A 19,191-nucleotide genomic window follows, 5' to 3' on the forward strand; every position below is an offset into this window, starting at 1 on the left:
TTATTCCTCGGCTCCCGCGGAAGCGGCGTGACTCATGTCCATACCTTTATGCTCTGGCATGTCCATCTTCCCGTGGCTCATCATGAACTTATCAATCACTTGCTTGAACAGTTCTGGATTAGCAGTTGAGAAATATTCCACCGGGTGATTTTCGCTTGGCGTAGCCACTTTCTCGAAATCATCCATGGTGGTCAGCGTGTTAGGTGCCGCTTTAACTTTGGCTACCCACTGCTGGAATTCCGCATCGTCTTTGGTTGCAATGGCTTTGAACTTCATACCAGAGAAACCACGACCACTGAAGTTTGCAGAGATACCATCAAATGTTCCTGGCTCGTTGGCGATCAGATGCAGTTTGGTCTGCATACCGGCCATCGCGTAGATCTGGCTGCCGAGAGTAGGAATAAAGAAGGAGTTCATCACGGAGTTGGAGGTGATCTTGAAGTTCACCGGAGTATTTGCCGGGAAGGCAATTTGGTTAACGGTTGCAATACCCTGTTCTGGGTAAATAAACAGCCATTTCCAATCCAGCGCCACTACATCGATCTCAACCGGTTTAACGTCAGAAGCCAGCGGTTTGCTTGGTTCCAGCGCGTGGGTTGATTTCCAGGTCAAAACGCCGAGGAAGATAATGATCAGGATCGGAATGGTCCAAACCACGGCTTCCACTTTGTTTGAGTGTGACCAGTTAGGGCTATAGGTTGCATTAGTATTGGTTGCCCGATATTTCCAGGCAAAAAATACTGCCATGAAGACTGCCGGGATAACCACGATCATCATCAAGCCAAAAGCTGTCAGAATCAGCGAACGTTGCTCCAGTGCAATCTGTCCCTTGGGATTTAACAACGCACTATCGCAGCCACTGAGTAATACAGCGCCTGCAATTAATGACAAAATCCCCAAACTTTTATTGTATTTACTGAGTCTCATTTAACGACCTCAATGACAAAGGGCTCTATTGTCGTTTAAGTGTGCGCGCATTTTACGGGAAGGTTTATGCAGTGTAAACCAGCTTAAGGATGTGTCAGAAGGCTGTTGACACCTTTTGCTAAGGGTGTCACAGATGTTACGCAGGGTGACAAATTATTAACTGCGACAAGCAGTTGGCGTCAATATAACAAAAAACAATGATAGAAACCGCAGAAAAATCAGGGAAAGTATAAACCGTACTCTTAATGCTCATTTATTTAACATTTCTGCATCATTTTGGCGATGACTTTTAAACAAACTAATTGCTCACCGGATTTAAATATTAGCCTTTGATGTTAATTTAATGTTTCTAATTCGCGATAAAAAAAATGCTATTGGTAAAAAAGAGTAGGCGATATTTTTAGCCAATTATTCCGGTGCAAACAATTAACCTTTTCCTAATCCCGATTTTATCGGGGCATTTTTCTTAACGCTAAAGCATCTAAAATTACGCCTAAAGCAACGGCGAGCAGCGCAGCAGCCATTCCAATCTCAAACATCGGCGTGAGTAGCGCATCAAGCGGCAGCATGCCTGTGGCATTCAGGGCGAGCGAGAGCAGCCACACGGCCAGTAAACCGCAGCCAACGCTGAATAAACGAACCGTCCAGCGATAGCCCTGCGGCCATAAACTGCGCATCACAAACTCGCCACTTTGCTGGATATGGTGCAAGGTGCCGCGACACAGCCAAAGCAGCAGCAAGCCTGGAACGCCAGCAAAAACGGTAAAAGCGTAAAAGGTTGGCCAGCCCCACAATTCCACCAGCCAGCCGGCGGCGGGTCCGACGTAAACTCGCCCAACGGCCGAAAGGGCAGAAAGCAGCGCGAACTGCGTCGCCGAGAAAGATTTATTACATAGCGTCATTAATAGAGCGACAAAAGCCGCCGTACCCATGCCACCACACAAGTTCTCGATAAACACGGCACTCGCCATGCTCCACAGGTGCGGTGACGTCACGGCCAATAGCCAGTAAGCGAAATTGGAAACGGCTTGCAGCACGCCAAAGATCATCAGCGCCCGGAACAAACTCAAGCGCTGCATTAACACTCCGCCATACAGCGCGCCGATAATCGTCGCGAGTAGGCCGAGCGTTTTGTTAACCAGGCCAACGTCACCTGCAGTGAAGCCAACGCCGCGAATCAGGAAGGTAGTGGTAAGTGATGCAGCAAAGGCGTCACCCAGCTTATACAGGATGATGAGGGTGATCAGCAGCCAGGCATTATTGCGCTGGAAGAAATCTTTCAGCGGGAAGGTCACGGCCTGACGTAATGTATGCGGTTCCCGCGCTGGCGTTGCTGGCTCTTTCGCTAGCAGTGTTGCGATGAGTCCCGGCACCATTAACAGCGCCATCAGCCAATAAGTGGCCTGCCAGCCGAGATAACGATCTGCTAGCCACAGCGCCAGTCCGCCCGAAATCAACATCGCCAAACGGTAACCCAGTACGGTTATGGCTGCGCCACTGCCGCGCTCTTCCGGCGGCAGCACGTCGGTTTTCCAGGCGTCAAACACGATATCCTGCGAAGCAGAGCAGAAGGCAACCAATACCGCTAATGCAGCCAGTAGCACTAAATCACGTGACGGCTGCATAAAACCCATGGCGATAATGCCGCCAATCAGTGCCAGCTGCGTGACCAGCAGCCAGCCGCGACGCCGGCCGAGAAACGGCGGCGTATAGCGATCCATCATCGGCGACCACAAAAACTTAAATACATAAGCCTGACCGACAAGGGAGAAGAACCCGATGGTTTTCAGGTCAACATTCTCTACCGTCATCCACGCTTGCAATGTCCCGGCGGTTAACGCCAGCGGTAAGCCGGAGGCAAAACCCAGCAGCAGCAATACCGCCGCATTGCGTTGGGTGAAAATACGTAGATAGTGAGAAGTCATAACCAACCTGAAATGAAGCCCGGCTGAATGTCGCCGGGCAAATTACTGCGGAAATTAGCGGGCGTTCTGCTTAATGAAGTTATGCACGCTGGTGTCCTGCGCCATATCAGCGATCACATCACTCAGCGTTGAGTTAACGGCGTTGGTGATTTTCTCGTTAGTGGCCGTGAATGCCCCTTCTACGCTATAAGTCTGGCGATAGTTTTTCACCTGCTTGTTACCGTTCTTCGCGGTAGCAATAATTGAAATATCAGCCTTGGTGGTGATGCTATAACGCACGTTACCTTGGGTCACGTCTGCATATAAGCCGTTTACCACGATTTGCAGATCAACTGCACCGCTTGGGCCGATCATGTAACCGCGCGACGTCATCTGCTTCTCCAGCACTTCCTGCAGCAGGAAACGCAGATCGCGCGATGGGGTCAGCGTGATCAGCTGACCATCACGGTTAACTTTCGCCAGCGCCTGATCGGAACGTTGATCGGCACCGTTAACGCTGATGGTAATACCCATCAGGCTGGGATCTTGCTGAGGAAGTTGGATCTTCGGTTGAATATCCAGTGTTGTGGTGTTGCTGGCACAGCCGGCCAAAATAAATGCAGCCAGCAGAGGGAATAACAGTTTTTTCAACATACTCATTCTCGTTAGCATATGGGTTGGTTTGCAAAACTGCGGCCATCATAGCATTGCGCAGCGGTGAAAAAAGCCCCATGCGAATGGAAATTGATTGTAAAGGATTTTTTCAGGTTAACGGGAACGTCGTCCGGTTGACCTGGCAGATAAGCGGGTTACTATGCGCAGCGCGGGGGATTTATTTCCGGCTAACCTGCGGAAGCAGCAAAAAACCTACTAATATTTATACAGATGGGCACAGCGCTCGCCGGAAAGGAGTGTTAATCATGATTCGCGAACAAATAGAAGAAAAGCTGCGTAACGCTTTCGAGCCTGCACATCTTGAAGTGCATGATGAGAGCTATCGTCATAACGTGCCCGCCGGTTCTGAAAGTCACTTTAAAGTGGTGATTGTCAGCGATCGATTTACCGGTCAGCGCTTTTTGCAGCGTCATCGCGCCATTTATGGTGAACTGGCCGCTGAGCTAGCAGGCAGCGTGCACGCGCTGGCACTGCACACCTATACGCAAAAAGAGTGGGATGGATTACAGGATACCGTATTGGCTTCACCAAACTGTCGCGGTGCCGGGACGCTCGCCTGAAACCTTATCACCACGTCATCTAAAAACGGCCAGCAGGCCGTTTTCTTTTCCTTTATTCCCCTTAAACGCGATCCACGGCGCAAAAAAGCAGCAAAACCGCTAAAAAGTGGTGAGTTTGCAGCCTCGACTCATTCCAGCGATGCCGCTATAATGCGGCGTCTATTTTTCCGGAATGTCTTCGGGACGCTTCTGGTGACAGGGATTAGGTTCTGCCTGCAGAGGCCGTCCCGGTTGTTGGATACGGCGCATTTATGTGTGGTGTCTGAAGTTGACCGAGCACGTGATTTTTTGAGGTAACAAGATGACAGTTTCAGTAGAAACCACTCAGGGTCTGGGCCGTCGCATTTCGATTACTGTTGCAGCTGACAGCATCGAAAGCGCAGTGAAGAAAGAACTGGTGGAAGTGGCTAAGAAAGTCCGTATCGACGGTTTCCGTAAAGGCAAGGTGCCGGCACACATCATTTCTCAGCGCTACGGTGCTTCTGTTCGCCAGGACGTGCTGGGCGAGCTGATGACGCGCAACTTCGTTGACGCCATCATCAAAGAGAAAATCAATCCGGCTGGCGCACCAAACTATGTGCCGGGCGAATATAAAGAAGGCGAAGACTTCACCTACGCGGTTGAGTTCGAAGTGTATCCAGAAGTTGAGCTGAAAGGCCTGGACGCTATCGAAGTTGAGAAGCCAGTGGTAGAAGTGACCGACGCTGACGTTGATACCATGCTGGAAACCCTGCAGAAGCAGCAGGCGACCTGGAAAGAGAGCGATGCAGCAGCAACGGCTGAAGATCGCGCTACCATCGACTTCAGCGGTTCAGTTGACGGTGAAGAATTCGAAGGCGGTAAAGCCTCTGACTTCGTGCTGGCAATGGGCCAAGGCCGTATGATCCCAGGCTTCGAAGAGGGCGTTGTTGGCCATAAAGCCGGCGAAACCTTCACTATCGACGTGAAATTCCCAGACGATTACCACGCTGAAAACCTGAAAGGGAAAGACGCGAAGTTCGAAATCGTGCTGAAGAAAGTTGAAACCCGTGAGCTGCCAGAGCTGACAGAAGAGTTCATCAAGCGCTTTGGCGTGGAAGATGGTTCAATTGCCGGTCTGCGTGCTGAAGTGCGTAAGAACATGGATCGCGAGCTGAAAGGCGCTATCCGTAATCGCGTGAAGTCTCAGGCGATCGACGGTCTGGTTAACGCTAACGAAATCGATGTACCGGTAGCGTTGATCGACAGCGAAATCGACGTTCTGCGTCGTCAGGCGGCACAGCGTTTTGGTGGCAACGAGAAGCAAGCGCTGGAACTGCCACGTGAACTGTTCGAAGAGCAGGCTAAACGTCGCGTTGTTGTTGGACTGCTGTTGGGCGAAGTGATTCGCATCAACGAGCTGCAGGCTGACGAAGACCGCGTTAAAGCGCTGATTGAAGAGATGGCTTCTGCGTACGAAGATCCGCAGGAAGTGATTGAGTTCTACAGCAAGAATAGCGAGCTGATGAACAACATGCGCAACGTGGCTCTGGAAGAGCAAGCGGTTGAAGCGGTACTGGCGAAAGCGAAAGTCACCGATAAAGCCACTAACTTCCAGGAACTGATGAACCAAACCTCAGCGGCTTGATTCGTTCGTTAACCGTAAGTGCTAAGCCCGTGACTGAAAAGTCGCGGGCTTTTTCGTTTCTGGCGTTAAGAGCGCAGATTTGTCGTCTATTTGCTTAATTAATCGGCAAATTATCCGCTAAGCTCTTTTTCCGTGTTAGCGAATGAGCAAAAGGTTGTTATGCTTGAAACAACTGGGCAGCATCCCCAGATACAGGGAGAATGCATGAAAACAGTGAGACTGGCTGATTAACCGTCCTGTTATGTCGGAGTGAGAGGACCGCGCATAGTTTTCCCGGTGCGCCTCACGTAAAATCGGTACAGAATGTTGCCAATGAAATTTATCAGGAGACGGTAATGTCATACAGTGGCGATCGTGAATTTACTGCACCGCACATGGCGCTGGTGCCTATGGTGGTTGAACAAACCTCGCGCGGCGAGCGTTCCTACGACATCTACTCTCGCCTGCTCAAAGAGCGTGTGATCTTCCTGACCGGTCAGGTTGAGGATCATATGGCTAACCTGATCGTGGCGCAGATGCTGTTTCTGGAAGCTGAGAATCCTGAAAAAGACATTTATCTCTACATTAACTCGCCAGGCGGCGTGATTACTGCGGGAATGTCTATTTATGACACAATGAAATTTATCAAGCCTGATGTAAGTACCATTTGTATGGGCCAGGCTTGTTCAATGGGCGCGTTCCTGCTGACTGCAGGCACCAAAGGCAAACGCTTCTGCCTGCCTAATTCACGTGTGATGATTCATCAGCCACTGGGCGGATATCAGGGTCAGGCGACAGATATCGAAATCCATGCGCGTGAAATTCTGAAAGTTAAACAGCGCATGAATGAGTTGATGGCTGAGCACACCGGCAAATCGCTGGAAGAGATTGAACGCGATACCGAGCGCGATCGTTTCCTCTCAGCGGGCGAAGCGGTAGAGTATGGCTTAGTCGATTCAATCCTGACGCATCGCCAATAAGACACATCTGTCTGTCCCTTACGCTATAGTTAACGGGGAACAGGCAGATGGGTTGAATGAATATCGGCCGTTGATGTGCGGCCAGAGCCGTACAACAAATTTGGTCTGAGAAACAAAAGAGGTTAGCTGATGACAGATAAGCGCAAAGACGGTTCAGGTAAGTTGCTGTACTGCTCTTTCTGCGGCAAAAGCCAGCATGAAGTCCGTAAGCTAATTGCCGGGCCGTCAGTGTACATTTGCGATGAGTGCGTTGATCTCTGCAACGACATCATTCGTGAAGAGATCAAAGAAGTTGCGCCGCATCGCGAGCGCAGCTCACTGCCGACGCCGCATGAAATCCGCCATCACCTTGATGATTATGTTATTGGTCAGGAAAGGGCGAAGAAAGTGCTCGCGGTAGCGGTATACAACCACTACAAACGCTTGCGCAATGGCGATACCAGCAATGGCATCGAACTGGGCAAAAGTAACATTTTGCTGATCGGTCCAACCGGTAGCGGTAAAACCCTGCTAGCAGAAACGCTGGCGCGCTTACTGGATGTGCCATTTACCATGGCCGATGCCACTACGCTGACCGAAGCGGGCTATGTGGGTGAAGATGTTGAAAACATCATCCAGAAGCTGCTGCAAAAATGTGACTACGACGTGCAGAAAGCACAGCGCGGCATTGTCTACATCGATGAGATCGACAAGATTTCTCGTAAGTCAGACAACCCGTCGATCACCCGTGACGTTTCGGGCGAAGGTGTACAGCAAGCGCTGTTGAAACTGATTGAAGGCACCGTGGCTGCCGTACCGCCGCAGGGCGGACGTAAACACCCGCAGCAGGAATTCTTGCAGGTTGATACCTCTAAGATTCTGTTCATCTGTGGTGGCGCATTTGCCGGTCTCGACAAAGTGATTTCTCAACGCGTTGAGACAGGATCGGGTATCGGCTTCGGTGCAACGGTGAAAGGTAAATCGCAGAAAGCGAGCGAAGGTGAACTGCTGTCGCAGGTTGAACCTGAAGATCTGATTAAATTTGGCCTGATTCCTGAGTTCATTGGTCGTCTGCCGGTTGTGGCAACGCTGAGCGAACTGAGCGAAGAGGCGCTGATTCAGATTCTGCGTGAGCCTAAGAACGCGTTAACGAAACAGTATCAGGCGCTGTTCAATCTTGAAGGCGTTGAACTTGAGTTCCGTGACGAGGCATTAACGGCTATCGCCAAAAAAGCGATGTCGCGTAAAACAGGTGCTCGTGGTCTGCGCTCCATCGTGGAAGGCGCACTACTCGAAACCATGTATGACTTGCCTTCAATGGATGATGTCGAAAAAGTAGTGATTGATGAGTCAGTTATTGAGGGTCAATCTGAGCCAATGTTGATTTATGGAAAGCATGAAGCCCAGGCTTCTGGTGAATAAATAAACAATCGCACTACGTTGATGTCTTAAAAAAGGGGAAAATCTTTCCCCTTTTGTTTTTCTCTCGCCAGTGACATTGAATGTCGTACAAGCATCCCCATATACTCAATATCCTGTGGGTTTAACTGCAAAACCTCAATTACGCGGTACCCATCACCTGGCGGACATTAAACTAAGAGAGAGCTCTATGAATCCTGAGCGTTCTGAACGCATTGAAATCCCCGTGTTGCCTTTGCGCGACGTGGTGGTTTATCCGCACATGGTAATTCCGTTGTTTGTTGGCCGGGAAAAATCGATTCGGTGCCTAGAAGCCGCGATGGATCATGATAAAAAAATCATGCTGGTTGCACAGAAAGAGGCTTCAACGGATGAACCTGGCATTAACGATCTCTTCTCAGTAGGGACCGTCGCTTCTGTATTGCAGATGCTGAAACTTCCAGACGGCACAGTAAAAGTGTTGGTTGAAGGTTTGCAGCGCGCGCACATCACCACGCTGGCGGATAATGGCGACCATTTCGTTGCTCAAGCCGAATACCTGATCTCACCTGAAATTGAAGAGCGTGAGCAGGAAGTGCTGGTGCGCACGGCCATCAACCAGTTTGAAGGCTATATCAAGCTCAACAAAAAGATCCCGCCTGAGGTATTAACTTCCCTCAACAGCATCGACGATGCGGCCCGTCTGGCCGACACCGTAGCCGCGCATATGCCGCTAAAACTGGCTGACAAACAGTCGGTGCTGGAGATGTCCGACGTCAATGAACGTCTGGAATATCTGATGGCGATGATGGAATCAGAAATCGATCTGCTGCAGGTTGAGAAGCGCATTCGCAACCGCGTTAAGAAGCAGATGGAGAAAAGCCAGCGCGAGTATTACCTGAATGAGCAAATGAAAGCCATTCAGAAAGAGCTGGGCGAAATGGATGACGCGCCTGACGAATACGAGGCGCTGAAACGTAAAATTGAAGCGGCAAAAATGCCGACTGAAGCGCGTGAAAAAGCGGAAGCTGAACTGCAGAAGCTGAAAATGATGTCGCCGATGTCTGCAGAAGCTACGGTAGTTCGTGGTTATATCGACTGGATGGTACAGGTTCCATGGGTCGCGCGCAGCAAGGTGAAAAAAGACCTGCGTAAAGCGCAAGAGACACTGGATATCGACCATTATGGTTTAGAGCGCGTCAAAGACCGCATCCTTGAGTACCTTGCGGTGCAAAGTCGCGTTAGCAAAATCAAAGGGCCGATTCTGTGCCTCGTTGGACCGCCAGGCGTAGGTAAAACCTCGCTGGGCCAGTCAATTGCTAAGGCTACCGGACGCAAATATGTGCGTATGGCGCTGGGCGGTGTACGTGATGAAGCGGAAATCCGCGGACATCGTCGCACCTACATCGGTTCTATGCCGGGCAAACTGATCCAGAAAATGGCGAAAGTCGGCGTGAAAAACCCGCTGTTCCTACTGGATGAGATCGACAAGATGTCGTCTGATATGCGTGGCGATCCAGCTTCAGCGCTGCTTGAGGTGCTGGATCCCGAGCAGAACATTGCGTTCAACGATCACTATCTGGAAGTCGATTACGATCTCTCTGACGTGATGTTTGTGGCGACCTCCAACTCCATGAACATTCCGGCACCGCTGCTTGACCGTATGGAAGTGATTCGTCTTTCCGGTTATACCGAAGATGAAAAGCTAAACATCGCTAAGCAACATTTGCTGCCGAAGCAGATTGAGCGTAATGCGCTGAAAGACAAAGAGATCACTGTCGATGACAGCGCCATTGTCGGTATTATTCGCTATTACACCCGTGAAGCGGGCGTGCGTAGTCTGGAGCGCGAACTCTCCAAGCTGTGCCGTAAAGCGGTAAAAACGCTGCTGATGGACAAATCGAAAAAACATATCGTGATCAACGGTGACAACCTCAAGGATTTCCTTGGCGTACAGCGCTTTGATTATGGTCGTGCTGAAAGCGAAAGCCGCGTGGGGCAGGTCACCGGTTTGGCATGGACAGAAGTGGGCGGCGATCTGCTGACCATCGAAACCGCATGCGTGCCAGGCAAAGGAAAACTTACCTATACCGGTTCGCTGGGCGAAGTGATGCAGGAATCGATTCAGGCCGCGCTGACAGTTGTGCGTGCGCGTGCGGAGAAACTCGGCATCAATGCTGATTTCTACGAAAAACGCGACATCCACGTGCATGTGCCTGAAGGTGCAACACCAAAGGATGGTCCGAGTGCAGGTATCGCCATGTGCACCGCGCTGGTCTCTTGCTTAACCGGTAATCCGGTGCGTTCTGATGTGGCGATGACAGGCGAAATTACATTGCGTGGTTTGGTCCTGCCGATCGGCGGCCTGAAAGAAAAACTGCTCGCAGCACACCGCGGTGGCATTAAAACGGTACTGATCCCGGACGAAAACAAGCGCGATTTGGAAGATATTCCACAGAACGTGATTGCCGATCTGGAGATTCACCCGGTGAAGCGTATTGAAGAAGTGCTGAACCTGGCACTCGAAAATGCGCCTTACGGCATGCAGGTTGCAACCGCAAAATAGTGATTAGCGGCATAAACCGCTAAAAAGCGAAGCTGGCAGGCAAAATGGTGCTTGCCAGCTTTTTTTTGTGCCGCTAACTTAGTGGGCTGCTGGATCAACGATTAAGATGAATACCGTTGTTTCGGCTCCACAGGCTTGATATAACTTGCTGCGCGTTCGCACCGGGCGGGAAGCACGGGTGCGATGTGAATAATAAAAGAGGGGATGAATAGAGTGAATAAGTCACAGTTGATCGACAAAATTGCTGCAGATGCTGACATTTCTAAAGCAGCAGCGGGACGTGTTTTAGATGCATTCATGGACTCCGTTACCGAAGCTCTGAAAGGCGGTGATGAAGTGGCACTGGTCGGTTTCGGTACTTTCTCTGTGCGTGAGCGTGCAGCTCGTACAGGCCGTAACCCACAAACCGGTAAAGAGCTGACCATTCCGGCTGGTAAAGTTCCGGGCTTCCGTGCGGGTAAAGCACTGAAAGATTCCGTCAATTAATGACCGCTGATACCTCCATTGAAGCATTTTCTTCTATGGATTGAGGACGCAAAAGCCGTTCTCATGTAACATACGGGCACATCATTTTTGATGTGCCTTTTTTATTCTTGATGCGCGGCGATAGCCTATGGTTGTTGTCTCCGCATGGTTGCCAACTGCCAGCCTGAACAGCAGTTGCACGATGATGACATCGTGTCAAAGCTTTACATTCACACTACAGCGGAGTGTTGTCATACCATGATGGACAATTTACGCGCGGCGTCGAATCATGTCGTGCTCAAGATTATTTTGGGATTGATCATCCTGTCTTTCGTACTCACCGGGGTGGGCAACTACCTGATTGGTGGCGGCAATGATTATGCTGCTAAAGTTAACGGTCACGAGATCAGTCGCGCAGAACTGGAGCAGGGCTATAACAATGAGCGCAATCGTCAGCAGCAGATGCTAGGCGATCAGTTCTCGCAGTTAGCCAGCAATGAAGGTTATATGCAGCAAATGCGTCAACAGGCGCTGTCGCAATTGATTGATCAGGCGTTGCTCGATCAGTACATCAAAGATCTGCACATTGGCATTAGCGATGAGCAGGTTAAGCAGGCGATTTTCAATCAAAAAGCTTTCCAGACCAACGGTAAGTTCGATAACGCTAAATATAGCGGTCTGATAACCAGCATGGGCTTTACGGCAGATCAATACGCCGAAGCACTGCGTAAGCAGCTGGCAACCCAGCAGCTGATCAACGCGATTGCTAATACCGATTTCATGCTGAAAGGCGAAACCGGCAAGCTGGTCGATCTGGTTTCACAGCAGCGTGAAATCCGTCAGGCGGTGATTGATGTCAACGCACTTGCGGCTAAGCAGACTGCCAGTGATGAAGAGGTCAGCCAATATTATCAGCAGCATCAAAACAGCTTTATGGCACCGGAGCAGTTCCGCGTAAGCTATATCAAAATGGATGCCGCGAGCCTGCAGGAAAACGCCAGCGAAGCAGATATTCAGAGCTGGTACGATCAACATAAAGCCGATTACTCACAGCCACAGCGTAACCGCTACAGCGTGATTCAGACCAAAACGGAAGCCGATGCAAACGCGGTTGTTGAGGCGCTGAAGAAGGGTGAAGATTTCGCCGCACTGGCGAAAAGCAAATCCATCGACCCCATTTCAGCCCGCAAAGGCGGCGACATGGGTTGGCTGGAACCTAACACTACGCCAGATGAGCTGAAAAACGCCAACCTGACGCAGAAAGGCCAGCTTTCCGGCGCTATCAAATCTTCTGTTGGTTTCCTGGTGGTGCGTCTGGATGACATCCAGCCGGAGCAGGTCAAGCCGCTGGCTGAAGTACATGACGCCATTGCCGACAAAGTGAAACAAGAAAAAGCGGTTGATGCTTTCTACAAGATGCAGCAGAAGGTGAGCGAAGCGGCCAGCAACGATAACGAATCGCTGGCAGGTGCTGCGCAGGCTTCAGGTCTTAAAGTGGCGGAAACCGGCTGGATTACGCGTGATAATCTGCCAGCCGATCTGGATTTCGACCAGGTTAAGCAGGCCATCTTTAACGGTGGTTTAGTGGGACAGAACGGTGCGCCAGGAAACAATTCCGACATCATCTCTGTAGATGGCGATCGCGCCTTCGTCTTGCGTATCAGCGAGCATAAGCCGGAAGCGGTGAAGCCGTTGGATCAGGTTAAAGCGCAGATTGTGGATACCCTGAAGCACGATAAAGCAACGCAACAGGCGAAAGCACAAGCAGACAAACTGCTGGCCGATCTGAAAGCCGGCAAAGCGGATGCACTGCAAGCTGCGGGCCTGACGCTGAGCGCCAGCAAATCGTTTGATCGTAACGCGCAAGATCCAGTGGCACAGTCGGCCTTTAATCTGCCACAACCGACGGATAATAAGCCGTCCTGGGGCGTGAGCGAAGATATGCAGGGCAACGTGGTGCTGGTGGCGCTGGATAAAGTCAGTGCGGGCAATATGCCGCAAGCGCAGATCGATGAGATGGTGAAAGGTGTGACGCAAAATAATGCGCAAATCGCCTTCGAAGCGCTGCTGGAAAACCTGCGTAAAGAGGCGAAGATTAAGTACGGCGCCGCTGCACAAAACCAATAAGCCTCACAAAAAAAGTTAAATCACTGCAATATTGAAAGGCCGCTTATGCGGCCTTTTCCATTTCTGAAATTGCCCTTTTGAGCCCTGATTTCAGCTGTGACACCCTGCTGTGGCTGTCAAACACAAGGAGAAACACAGCATGGTGAAATCAACGTTTCAAGCCCTATGCATTACGCTGGCGCTGGGTGGCGCAGTTTATACCACCGGACTGGCGGCTGCCGAAAGTCCCAGCGAAACGCAGTCGACCCAGGTCTCAACGCCACAGGAAGGGCAGGTCAGCATCAATTCTGCCACCGCCGAACAACTCGCTGCAGGTATGAATGGTATTGGACTGAAAAAAGCTCAGGCGATTGTCAGTTATCGCGAGCAGTACGGTCCGTTTACTGCCATTGAGCAACTTAAGGAGGTTCCCGGTATTGGCAGCGTATTGATTGAGCGGAATAGCGATCGGCTTAAACTGTGAAGCGACTCGCGACTTTGAAGGAATGAAATAGCCTGAATTCAGGCTGTGCTATGCTCAACAGGTCTTACCAGTTGTCATTCTCAGCCTGAACAGGAGCAACAATGCAAACCACAATTAAAGTGCGCGGTTATCATCTGGATGTTTATCAGCACGTGAATAACGCGCGCTATCTGGAGTTTCTTGAAGAGGCGCGCTGGCAGTGGCTGGAGGATGTCGATGCGTTTCATTGGCTGATGGAGCAGCAGCTGGCGTTTGTGGTGGTCAATATTAATATCAATTACCGTCGTCCAGCGGTGCTGGGCGACGTACTCAATATTGAAAGTGAAGTGTCACAGCTGAGCGGTAAAAGCGGTGTTATTACACAGCGGGTGCTGCTGGCCAGTGATAACTCAGTTGTGGCCGATGCCGCACTGACTTTTGTTTGTATTGATTTGCGCACGCAAAAAGCGGTACCGATGGAAGGAGAATTACGTGAGCGTTTGGCTTCTCTGATGGCGGAAAGTGACTGACGCCAGTGGCGCCAGTGTAAGTCGCGGCCTAATCAGTTGAGGCCGCTTTTTTGTTTCATTGCTGCCATTACGGCTGACGCATTAGCCTGATAATCTGCCAGGCCTCGAGCCCGTAAGTGGCAAGCCGCGCATTCACCACAGCCATCGCCTTTCACGCCGTTATAACAAGTGAGGGTTTCTGCACGCACCAGCGGCAACTGTTGCCAGTAATCAGCCAGCGCCCAGGTTTCGGCTTTGTTCAGCCACATCAGTGGCGTTTCAAAGCGAATATTGCGCGCCATACCAAGGCTCACAGCGTTGTTGAGCGCTTTTACAAACTCATCCCGGCAATCCGGATAGCCAGAGAAATCCGTTTCACACACGCCGGTGATCACGGCTTCTGCTTCAACCTGATAGGCGTAAATTGCGGCCAGCGTCAGGAACAGAATATTGCGGCCCGGCACAAAGGTGCTCGGTAAACCGCTGGCATTAGGATCGTAAGTGGGCACGGGAATGTTGTCGCGCGTTAGGCTGCTGACGGCGAGTTCATTAAGCAGCGTAACATCCAGTACTTTGTGCGCGCGTGCGCCCAGCTGGTGTGACAGCGCTGCCGCAACCTCAATTTCTTCACGATGACGCTGACCGTAATCAAAAGTGACGCAATGCACTTCATCGTAGTGTTGCAGCGCCTGAATTAAACACGTGGTGGAGTCTTGTCCGCCACTAAAAACCACAACAGCTCGTTTCATTTGTTCTTCCCCAAAATTCTGTGTGCCTATGGTACTGGCTCAGGCAAGGCCTGAACAGTGTTGGCAGCCGTTGGCGGTGGGATCCATGCTCGGGTGAAATCAAACCAGCCCAAACTGTTAAGCTGGATACCTTCCACGCCCGGTGGCGCAAATACCTGATAGCGATAGTTAAACAGGGGGAGCAGATAGCCATCGCTCATCAGCTGCTGGAACAGCTGTTGGGTTAAAGCACTGCGCTGCATCGCACTATCCTGCTGAGCAATGGCGCTCAGGGCGGGTTGCAATACTTTTGCGCGCAGCGGCAGCCATAGCGGATCATTCTCCAGCCAGTTTACCAGGGTAAACAGCGGAGCATCGCCAATCAGTCGATCGCCCATCACCACATCGGCCTGACTAAGATCGCTATCATCGCGCCAGCTTTTTACATCATGAAAGACACAGGTAAGGGCGCAGCCGTATTGCGCTAATAGCGGAACCAACGCCTGTGCCATCACATGCAGTTCAACCGGTAAATGGTAATGCAACGTTAGCGTTTGCGGCAGTGCTATCGCATCACTTGCTGCTAATGGCACCGGCCAGCCAGGCAACAACTCATGACTGGGGGTAATCAACCCTTCAGCCAGCGGTAGCTGCTGAATCACGCCGCTGCGCTGAATTAGGGCAATCAATAATTGGGCCTGTTTGGTGCTGAAATGTGACGAGATACGCGGTGCCAGATAGCAAAATCCCAGGCTGATACTGCGGTCAACCGATCGCAGCTTATCCAGTTCATCCGGATCGCCAATGGCAATTTGTACCGGGTGGCTACAGCTGGTGCCGAGGTCACGATCAAACAGTTGTGGTGTGATCCAATATTCCATGCGCTGTATCAGCGGGCGCTGAAAGTGCCAGCGAGTATGGCTCTCCAGCCGCACCATTTCAGGAGTGAAATGAGTCAGTTTCCAGGGACCGCTGCCAATATCAGCAAAGTCAGGATGAGGTAACAAGCAAAACTGATGCGCAAGCCGCTGCGGTAGCCAGTAATCACTTTCATTTAACTGGATGCGAATGGCCAGAGGATGCGGGGCTTCAATCTTTTCAATGGCCGATAGCAGACGCAAGCCGCGCGGAGTTTGCCTGATCTGCATCAGTTGTTCGACCAACTGCGCGGCCTGCATGGGCTCATCGTTATGCCAGCTAAGCTGTGGACGCAGCCAGAAGTACCAGTCCCTGCCGCTGGCATCGTGCTGCCAATGATGGGCGATATCACCTTCAACATCATTACCGCGAAACCGCGTTAATCCCGAGAAAATTTGTCGCGCCAAATGCTGTTCAGCGCGTCCGGTTAGTTGCAGAGGGCGCAATGGCTCCATTGGACGGTAGTAGGGGATACGCAGCACCGGAGACTGATTCTGCCATTGCCCACCCATCAGTGGCCGCAGCATTTTCACCAGCCGTTCAGGATCGAGATCCAACACCTGCAATGCCTGCACCGCTTCGCCGGCGTCAAGCTGTTGAGTTAACAGTTGTTGACGCAGCTGCTCTGGCGATACTAAAAAAGTCAGTTCGCCCTGTTTGCCGCGCCCTGATTCGCCACGCCAGCGCAGCCACCCAATCTCTTGCCATTGTCGTAGTAGCGTGCGCACATGGCGCTCGCTGCAAAAACAGTGCTGCGCCATCGCGGCGACGCTAAGGCGTTGCGTCTCACCGTGACTAAGTTGCCAAAGACGTTGAAATTGATTAACCCGATGAAGTTCGCGCATCGCTAAACCCGGAACAGTTTTAATGAAGTATTCACTATTAGTTCCGTAATTACCAGGTGATAGTAAGCTCCTCACTCAGACAGGAGAATTCGCATGGCACGCCTCGCGGCATTTGATATGGACGGTACACTGCTTCTGCCCACGCATCGTTTAGGTAATGAAACGCTGGCAAGTTTGCATGCGTTGCACGAGCGCGGTGTAACCCTGGCTTTTGCCACCGGCCGACATCTCATGGATATGCAGCGTGTGCGCGATCAAATTACCTTGCCGGCATGGCTGATTACCGGCAATGGCACGCGTATTCACGATTTGGAAGGCAACCAGCTTTACGGCTGTGATTTAACCTCATCGGTGGCAGAAGAGGTGATTCATACCCATTGGCAAACCCCTGCTTCGATTCATATTTTCAACGACGAAGGCTGGTTTACCGATAAGCCGCTGCTCGGCGCGCTTGAGGCGCATGCTATGAGCGGTTTCCATTATCAGCTGCGTGATTTGCGCCAGATGTCAGCGCATGAGGTCACCAAGATCTGTTTTATTGCACCTCACGAGATGTTGCAGGCATTGCGCAGTGAATTGCAGGCAGCGCTGGGCGATCGGGCGAATATTTGCTTTTCCGCGTGGGATTGTCTGGAAGTGTTACCGGTCGATTGCCATAAAGGCGCAGCGCTGGGGCGTTTGTGCCAGCATCTTTCGCTGTCGTTGGCGGACTGCATGGCGTTTGGCGACGCGATGAACGACCGTGAAATGCTGGAACGCGTCGGCCGCGGGTTCATTATGGGCAACGCGATGAATCAACTTAAAACGTCGTTGCCCCACCTGCCGATTATTGGCCATTGCGAGGCACAGGCGGTGTCTCACTACTTAAATCACTGGATGACCACACCACACCTCGATTATTCCCCCGAATGCTGAGGCTTACAGTGAACCGGACAGGACGTCCGGTTTTTTATTGCAGTTCACGGATCCAGGGCTCGATGTCACCGATATTCAGCTTCACCCAGTCTGCATTGTAATAGGTGTCGGGATAGCGTTCCCCGCTGTCGCACAGCAATGTCACCAGCGAGCCTTGCTCACCTGTTTCACGCATACGTTTTGCCACCTGCAGCATCCCCCAGAAATTAGTACCCGTTGAGGCGCCAGGACGACGTCCAAGGATCTGCTCTAGCTGCAGCATCGCGGCAACGGTTGCGCCGTCGGGCACTTTCATCATTTCGTCAATCACGTCGGGTAAAAAGGACGGTTCAACGCGCGGCCGACCAATGCCTTCAATTAAGCTCCCGCGATTGCTACGCAGCGCAGGATTGCGGCTGTGCCAGTAATCAAAAAACACAGAATGCTGTGGATCCACGACCAGCAAGCGCGTGTTGTGGCCCTGATAGCGGATGTAGCGGCCTAAGGTGGCTGATGTGCCGCCGGTGCCTGCGCTCATGATCACCGTATGCGGTACCGGGAACGGTTCGTGGGACATCTGACGAAAAATGCTTTCAGCGATGTTGTTATTACCGCGCCAGTCCGTAGCGCGCTCGGCATAGGTGAACTGATCCATAAAATGGCCATTGAGTTCACGCGCTAACCGTTCCGATTCGCTGTAAAGCTGGCAGGGATCGGCAACGAAATGGCACTCGCCACCATAGAAACGAATCATCTCGATCTTGCGTTTGGCGGTACTGGCGGGCATCACTGCGATAAACGGCAGGCCAAGCAAACGTGCGAAGTAGGCTTCTGATACCGCAGTACTGCCAGATGACGCTTCGATGATCGGCGTATTTTCACGGATACGACCATTAACCAAACCATAGAGAAATAGCGAGCGCGCCAGTCGATGTTTCAGGCTGCCGGTGGGATGCGTGCTTTCATCCTTGAGATATAAGTGAATGCCGGGAAAATCATCCAGCGCGAAGCGGATCAGATGCGTATCCGCCGAGCGCTGAAAATCGGCGTTAATTTCATTGATGGCGTGGCGAACCCAGGGCGTTTGCATGTTGCTTTTCCGTGATCATTATTGCGCACAGTGTAAGGCACTGGCAGGAAAAAGAGGTTGCCTTAATCCGGTTATAATGGTGCGATTAGAGAAAATTTTTCTCCGGGAGTGGCCGATGTTAGATAAAACTGACCGCACTCTGCTGTCAATGCTGCAACAGGATTGCACATTGTCGCTGCAGACATTAGCCGATGCGGTAAATCTCACCACAACACCCTGCTGGAAACGCCTGAAAAAACTGGAAGATGATGGCATTATTCGTGCGCGCGTGGCGTTGATCGATGGCGAAAAGATTGGTCTATCTCTTACTGCCTTTATGTTTGTTAAAACCCAGCAGCACAGCAGCGAATGGTTCAGGCAATTCGTCAGCGTGGTGCAGCAAATGCCGGAAGTGATGGCGTTTTACCGCATGGCAGGCGAGTACGATTATCTGTTGCGCATTCAGGTCGCGGATATGAAGAGTTACGACGGTTTTTACAAACGTCTGGTGAATGGCGTGCCGGACCTGATGGATGTGACCTCCAGTTTTGCCATGGAAGAAATCAAATACACCACCGCCTTGCCGGTAGCGCCCTAACGGGCACATAAAGAGACAGTCT

17 protein-coding genes are annotated in these 19,191 nt (G+C 51.4%); 11 read left to right on the top strand and 6 right to left on the bottom strand.

Annotation, left to right across the window (positions count from 1 at the left end; all coding sequences use genetic code 11):
• The 3 genes from cyoA to AC07WB_RS04715 form a co-directional block, all read right to left on the bottom strand.
• A complete protein-coding gene (cyoA, locus tag AC07WB_RS04705; RefSeq protein ID WP_097094717.1) occupies window positions 1-927 on the bottom strand; it encodes a cytochrome o ubiquinol oxidase subunit II in 927 nt (308 codons plus the stop codon).
• A gap of 449 nt (window positions 928-1,376) precedes the next feature.
• Entirely contained in the window at window positions 1,377-2,852 is a 1,476-nt protein-coding gene (ampG, locus tag AC07WB_RS04710; protein WP_400454837.1) for a muropeptide MFS transporter AmpG, read from the bottom strand.
• 54 nt (window positions 2,853-2,906) lie between these two features.
• Window positions 2,907-3,485 (bottom strand): lipoprotein, encoded by a 579-nt coding sequence (locus tag AC07WB_RS04715; protein ID WP_097094715.1) that lies wholly within the window; start codon window positions 3,483-3,485, stop codon window positions 2,907-2,909.
• 263 nt (window positions 3,486-3,748) lie between these two features.
• On the opposite strand from AC07WB_RS04715, the gene bolA reads away from it, so the two are divergent.
• The 9 genes from bolA to AC07WB_RS04760 all read left to right on the top strand — a co-directional run bounded on the left by bolA (window position 3,749) and on the right by AC07WB_RS04760 (window position 14,138).
• Window positions 3,749-4,066, top strand: coding sequence for a transcriptional regulator BolA (gene bolA, locus AC07WB_RS04720; RefSeq protein WP_176519194.1), 318 nt, complete (start codon window positions 3,749-3,751; stop codon window positions 4,064-4,066).
• A 301-nt stretch (window positions 4,067-4,367) separates the two neighbouring features.
• A complete protein-coding gene (gene tig / locus AC07WB_RS04725; RefSeq protein WP_097094714.1) occupies window positions 4,368-5,672 on the top strand; it encodes a trigger factor in 1,305 nt (434 codons plus the stop codon).
• 335 nt (window positions 5,673-6,007) lie between these two features.
• On the top strand, window positions 6,008-6,631 hold the full coding sequence (clpP, locus tag AC07WB_RS04730; protein ID WP_007886971.1) for an ATP-dependent Clp endopeptidase proteolytic subunit ClpP: 624 nt from the start codon (window positions 6,008-6,010) through the stop codon (window positions 6,629-6,631).
• 129 nt (window positions 6,632-6,760) lie between these two features.
• Window positions 6,761-8,032, top strand: coding sequence for an ATP-dependent protease ATP-binding subunit ClpX (gene clpX, locus AC07WB_RS04735; RefSeq protein WP_008103932.1), 1,272 nt, complete (start codon window positions 6,761-6,763; stop codon window positions 8,030-8,032).
• A 187-nt stretch (window positions 8,033-8,219) separates the two neighbouring features.
• On the top strand, window positions 8,220-10,574 hold the full coding sequence (gene lon / locus AC07WB_RS04740; RefSeq protein ID WP_097094712.1) for an endopeptidase La: 2,355 nt from the start codon (window positions 8,220-8,222) through the stop codon (window positions 10,572-10,574).
• Window positions 10,575-10,787: 213 nt separating this feature from the next.
• Window positions 10,788-11,060, top strand: a complete 273-nt coding sequence (gene hupB / locus AC07WB_RS04745) for a nucleoid-associated protein HU-beta (RefSeq protein ID WP_036648244.1) — start codon at window positions 10,788-10,790, stop codon at window positions 11,058-11,060.
• 237 nt (window positions 11,061-11,297) lie between these two features.
• A complete protein-coding gene (gene ppiD / locus AC07WB_RS04750; protein ID WP_400454844.1) occupies window positions 11,298-13,166 on the top strand; it encodes a peptidylprolyl isomerase in 1,869 nt (622 codons plus the stop codon).
• A gap of 139 nt (window positions 13,167-13,305) precedes the next feature.
• The gene (locus AC07WB_RS04755; RefSeq protein WP_494940112.1) at window positions 13,306-13,629 is read left to right on the top strand and encodes a ComEA family DNA-binding protein; all 324 of its coding nucleotides are present in this window, start codon (window positions 13,306-13,308) and stop codon (window positions 13,627-13,629) included.
• Between the two features lie 101 nt (window positions 13,630-13,730).
• Complete coding sequence (locus tag AC07WB_RS04760) at window positions 13,731-14,138, top strand: acyl-CoA thioesterase (RefSeq protein ID WP_097094709.1); 408 nt, start codon at window positions 13,731-13,733, stop codon at window positions 14,136-14,138.
• 32 nt (window positions 14,139-14,170) lie between these two features.
• Here the strand turns inward: AC07WB_RS04760 and queC are convergent, their stop codons facing one another.
• Together queC and AC07WB_RS04770 are read right to left on the bottom strand one after the other, a co-directional pair.
• A complete protein-coding gene (gene queC, locus AC07WB_RS04765) occupies window positions 14,171-14,866 on the bottom strand; it encodes a 7-cyano-7-deazaguanine synthase QueC (RefSeq protein WP_097094708.1) in 696 nt (231 codons plus the stop codon).
• A gap of 26 nt (window positions 14,867-14,892) precedes the next feature.
• The gene (locus tag AC07WB_RS04770; protein ID WP_494940113.1) at window positions 14,893-16,608 is read right to left on the bottom strand and encodes an SgrR family transcriptional regulator; all 1,716 of its coding nucleotides are present in this window, start codon (window positions 16,606-16,608) and stop codon (window positions 14,893-14,895) included.
• Window positions 16,609-16,701: 93 nt separating this feature from the next.
• Between AC07WB_RS04770 and cof the strand changes: the two genes are divergently transcribed.
• Window positions 16,702-17,523 (top strand): HMP-PP phosphatase, encoded by an 822-nt coding sequence (gene cof, locus AC07WB_RS04775; RefSeq protein ID WP_345827154.1) that lies wholly within the window; start codon window positions 16,702-16,704, stop codon window positions 17,521-17,523.
• A 34-nt stretch (window positions 17,524-17,557) separates the two neighbouring features.
• Here the strand turns inward: cof and AC07WB_RS04780 are convergent, their stop codons facing one another.
• Window positions 17,558-18,592, bottom strand: coding sequence for a PLP-dependent cysteine synthase family protein (locus tag AC07WB_RS04780; protein ID WP_494940114.1), 1,035 nt, complete (start codon window positions 18,590-18,592; stop codon window positions 17,558-17,560).
• A 115-nt stretch (window positions 18,593-18,707) separates the two neighbouring features.
• On the opposite strand from AC07WB_RS04780, the gene AC07WB_RS04785 reads away from it, so the two are divergent.
• Window positions 18,708-19,169, top strand: coding sequence for an Lrp/AsnC family transcriptional regulator (locus tag AC07WB_RS04785; protein WP_494940115.1), 462 nt, complete (start codon window positions 18,708-18,710; stop codon window positions 19,167-19,169).
• Window positions 19,170-19,191: the final 22 nt, after the last annotated feature.

Source organism: Pantoea sp. GW821-FHT03E06, assembly GCF_059420725.1.

Bases quoted from the DNA above. Each gene is read 5' to 3' on its own strand.
- AC07WB_RS04755 (WP_494940112.1), top strand. From the start codon at position 13,306: ATGGTGAAATCAACGTTTCAAGCCCTATGCATTACGCTGGCGCTGGGT.
- ampG (WP_400454837.1), bottom strand. From the start codon at position 2,852: ATGACTTCTCACTATCTACGTATTTTCACCCAACGCAATGCGGCGGTA.
- AC07WB_RS04780 (WP_494940114.1), bottom strand. From the start codon at position 18,592: ATGCAAACGCCCTGGGTTCGCCACGCCATCAATGAAATTAACGCCGAT.
- clpX (WP_008103932.1), top strand. From the start codon at position 6,761: ATGACAGATAAGCGCAAAGACGGTTCAGGTAAGTTGCTGTACTGCTCT.
- AC07WB_RS04770 (WP_494940113.1), bottom strand. From the start codon at position 16,608: ATGCGCGAACTTCATCGGGTTAATCAATTTCAACGTCTTTGGCAACTT.
- AC07WB_RS04760 (WP_097094709.1), top strand. From the start codon at position 13,731: ATGCAAACCACAATTAAAGTGCGCGGTTATCATCTGGATGTTTATCAG.
- ppiD (WP_400454844.1), top strand. From the start codon at position 11,298: ATGATGGACAATTTACGCGCGGCGTCGAATCATGTCGTGCTCAAGATT.
- cyoA (WP_097094717.1), bottom strand. From the start codon at position 927: ATGAGACTCAGTAAATACAATAAAAGTTTGGGGATTTTGTCATTAATT.
- cof (WP_345827154.1), top strand. From the start codon at position 16,702: ATGGCACGCCTCGCGGCATTTGATATGGACGGTACACTGCTTCTGCCC.
- AC07WB_RS04785 (WP_494940115.1), top strand. From the start codon at position 18,708: ATGTTAGATAAAACTGACCGCACTCTGCTGTCAATGCTGCAACAGGAT.
- lon (WP_097094712.1), top strand. From the start codon at position 8,220: ATGAATCCTGAGCGTTCTGAACGCATTGAAATCCCCGTGTTGCCTTTG.
- clpP (WP_007886971.1), top strand. From the start codon at position 6,008: ATGTCATACAGTGGCGATCGTGAATTTACTGCACCGCACATGGCGCTG.
- tig (WP_097094714.1), top strand. From the start codon at position 4,368: ATGACAGTTTCAGTAGAAACCACTCAGGGTCTGGGCCGTCGCATTTCG.
- AC07WB_RS04715 (WP_097094715.1), bottom strand. From the start codon at position 3,485: ATGTTGAAAAAACTGTTATTCCCTCTGCTGGCTGCATTTATTTTGGCC.
- queC (WP_097094708.1), bottom strand. From the start codon at position 14,866: ATGAAACGAGCTGTTGTGGTTTTTAGTGGCGGACAAGACTCCACCACG.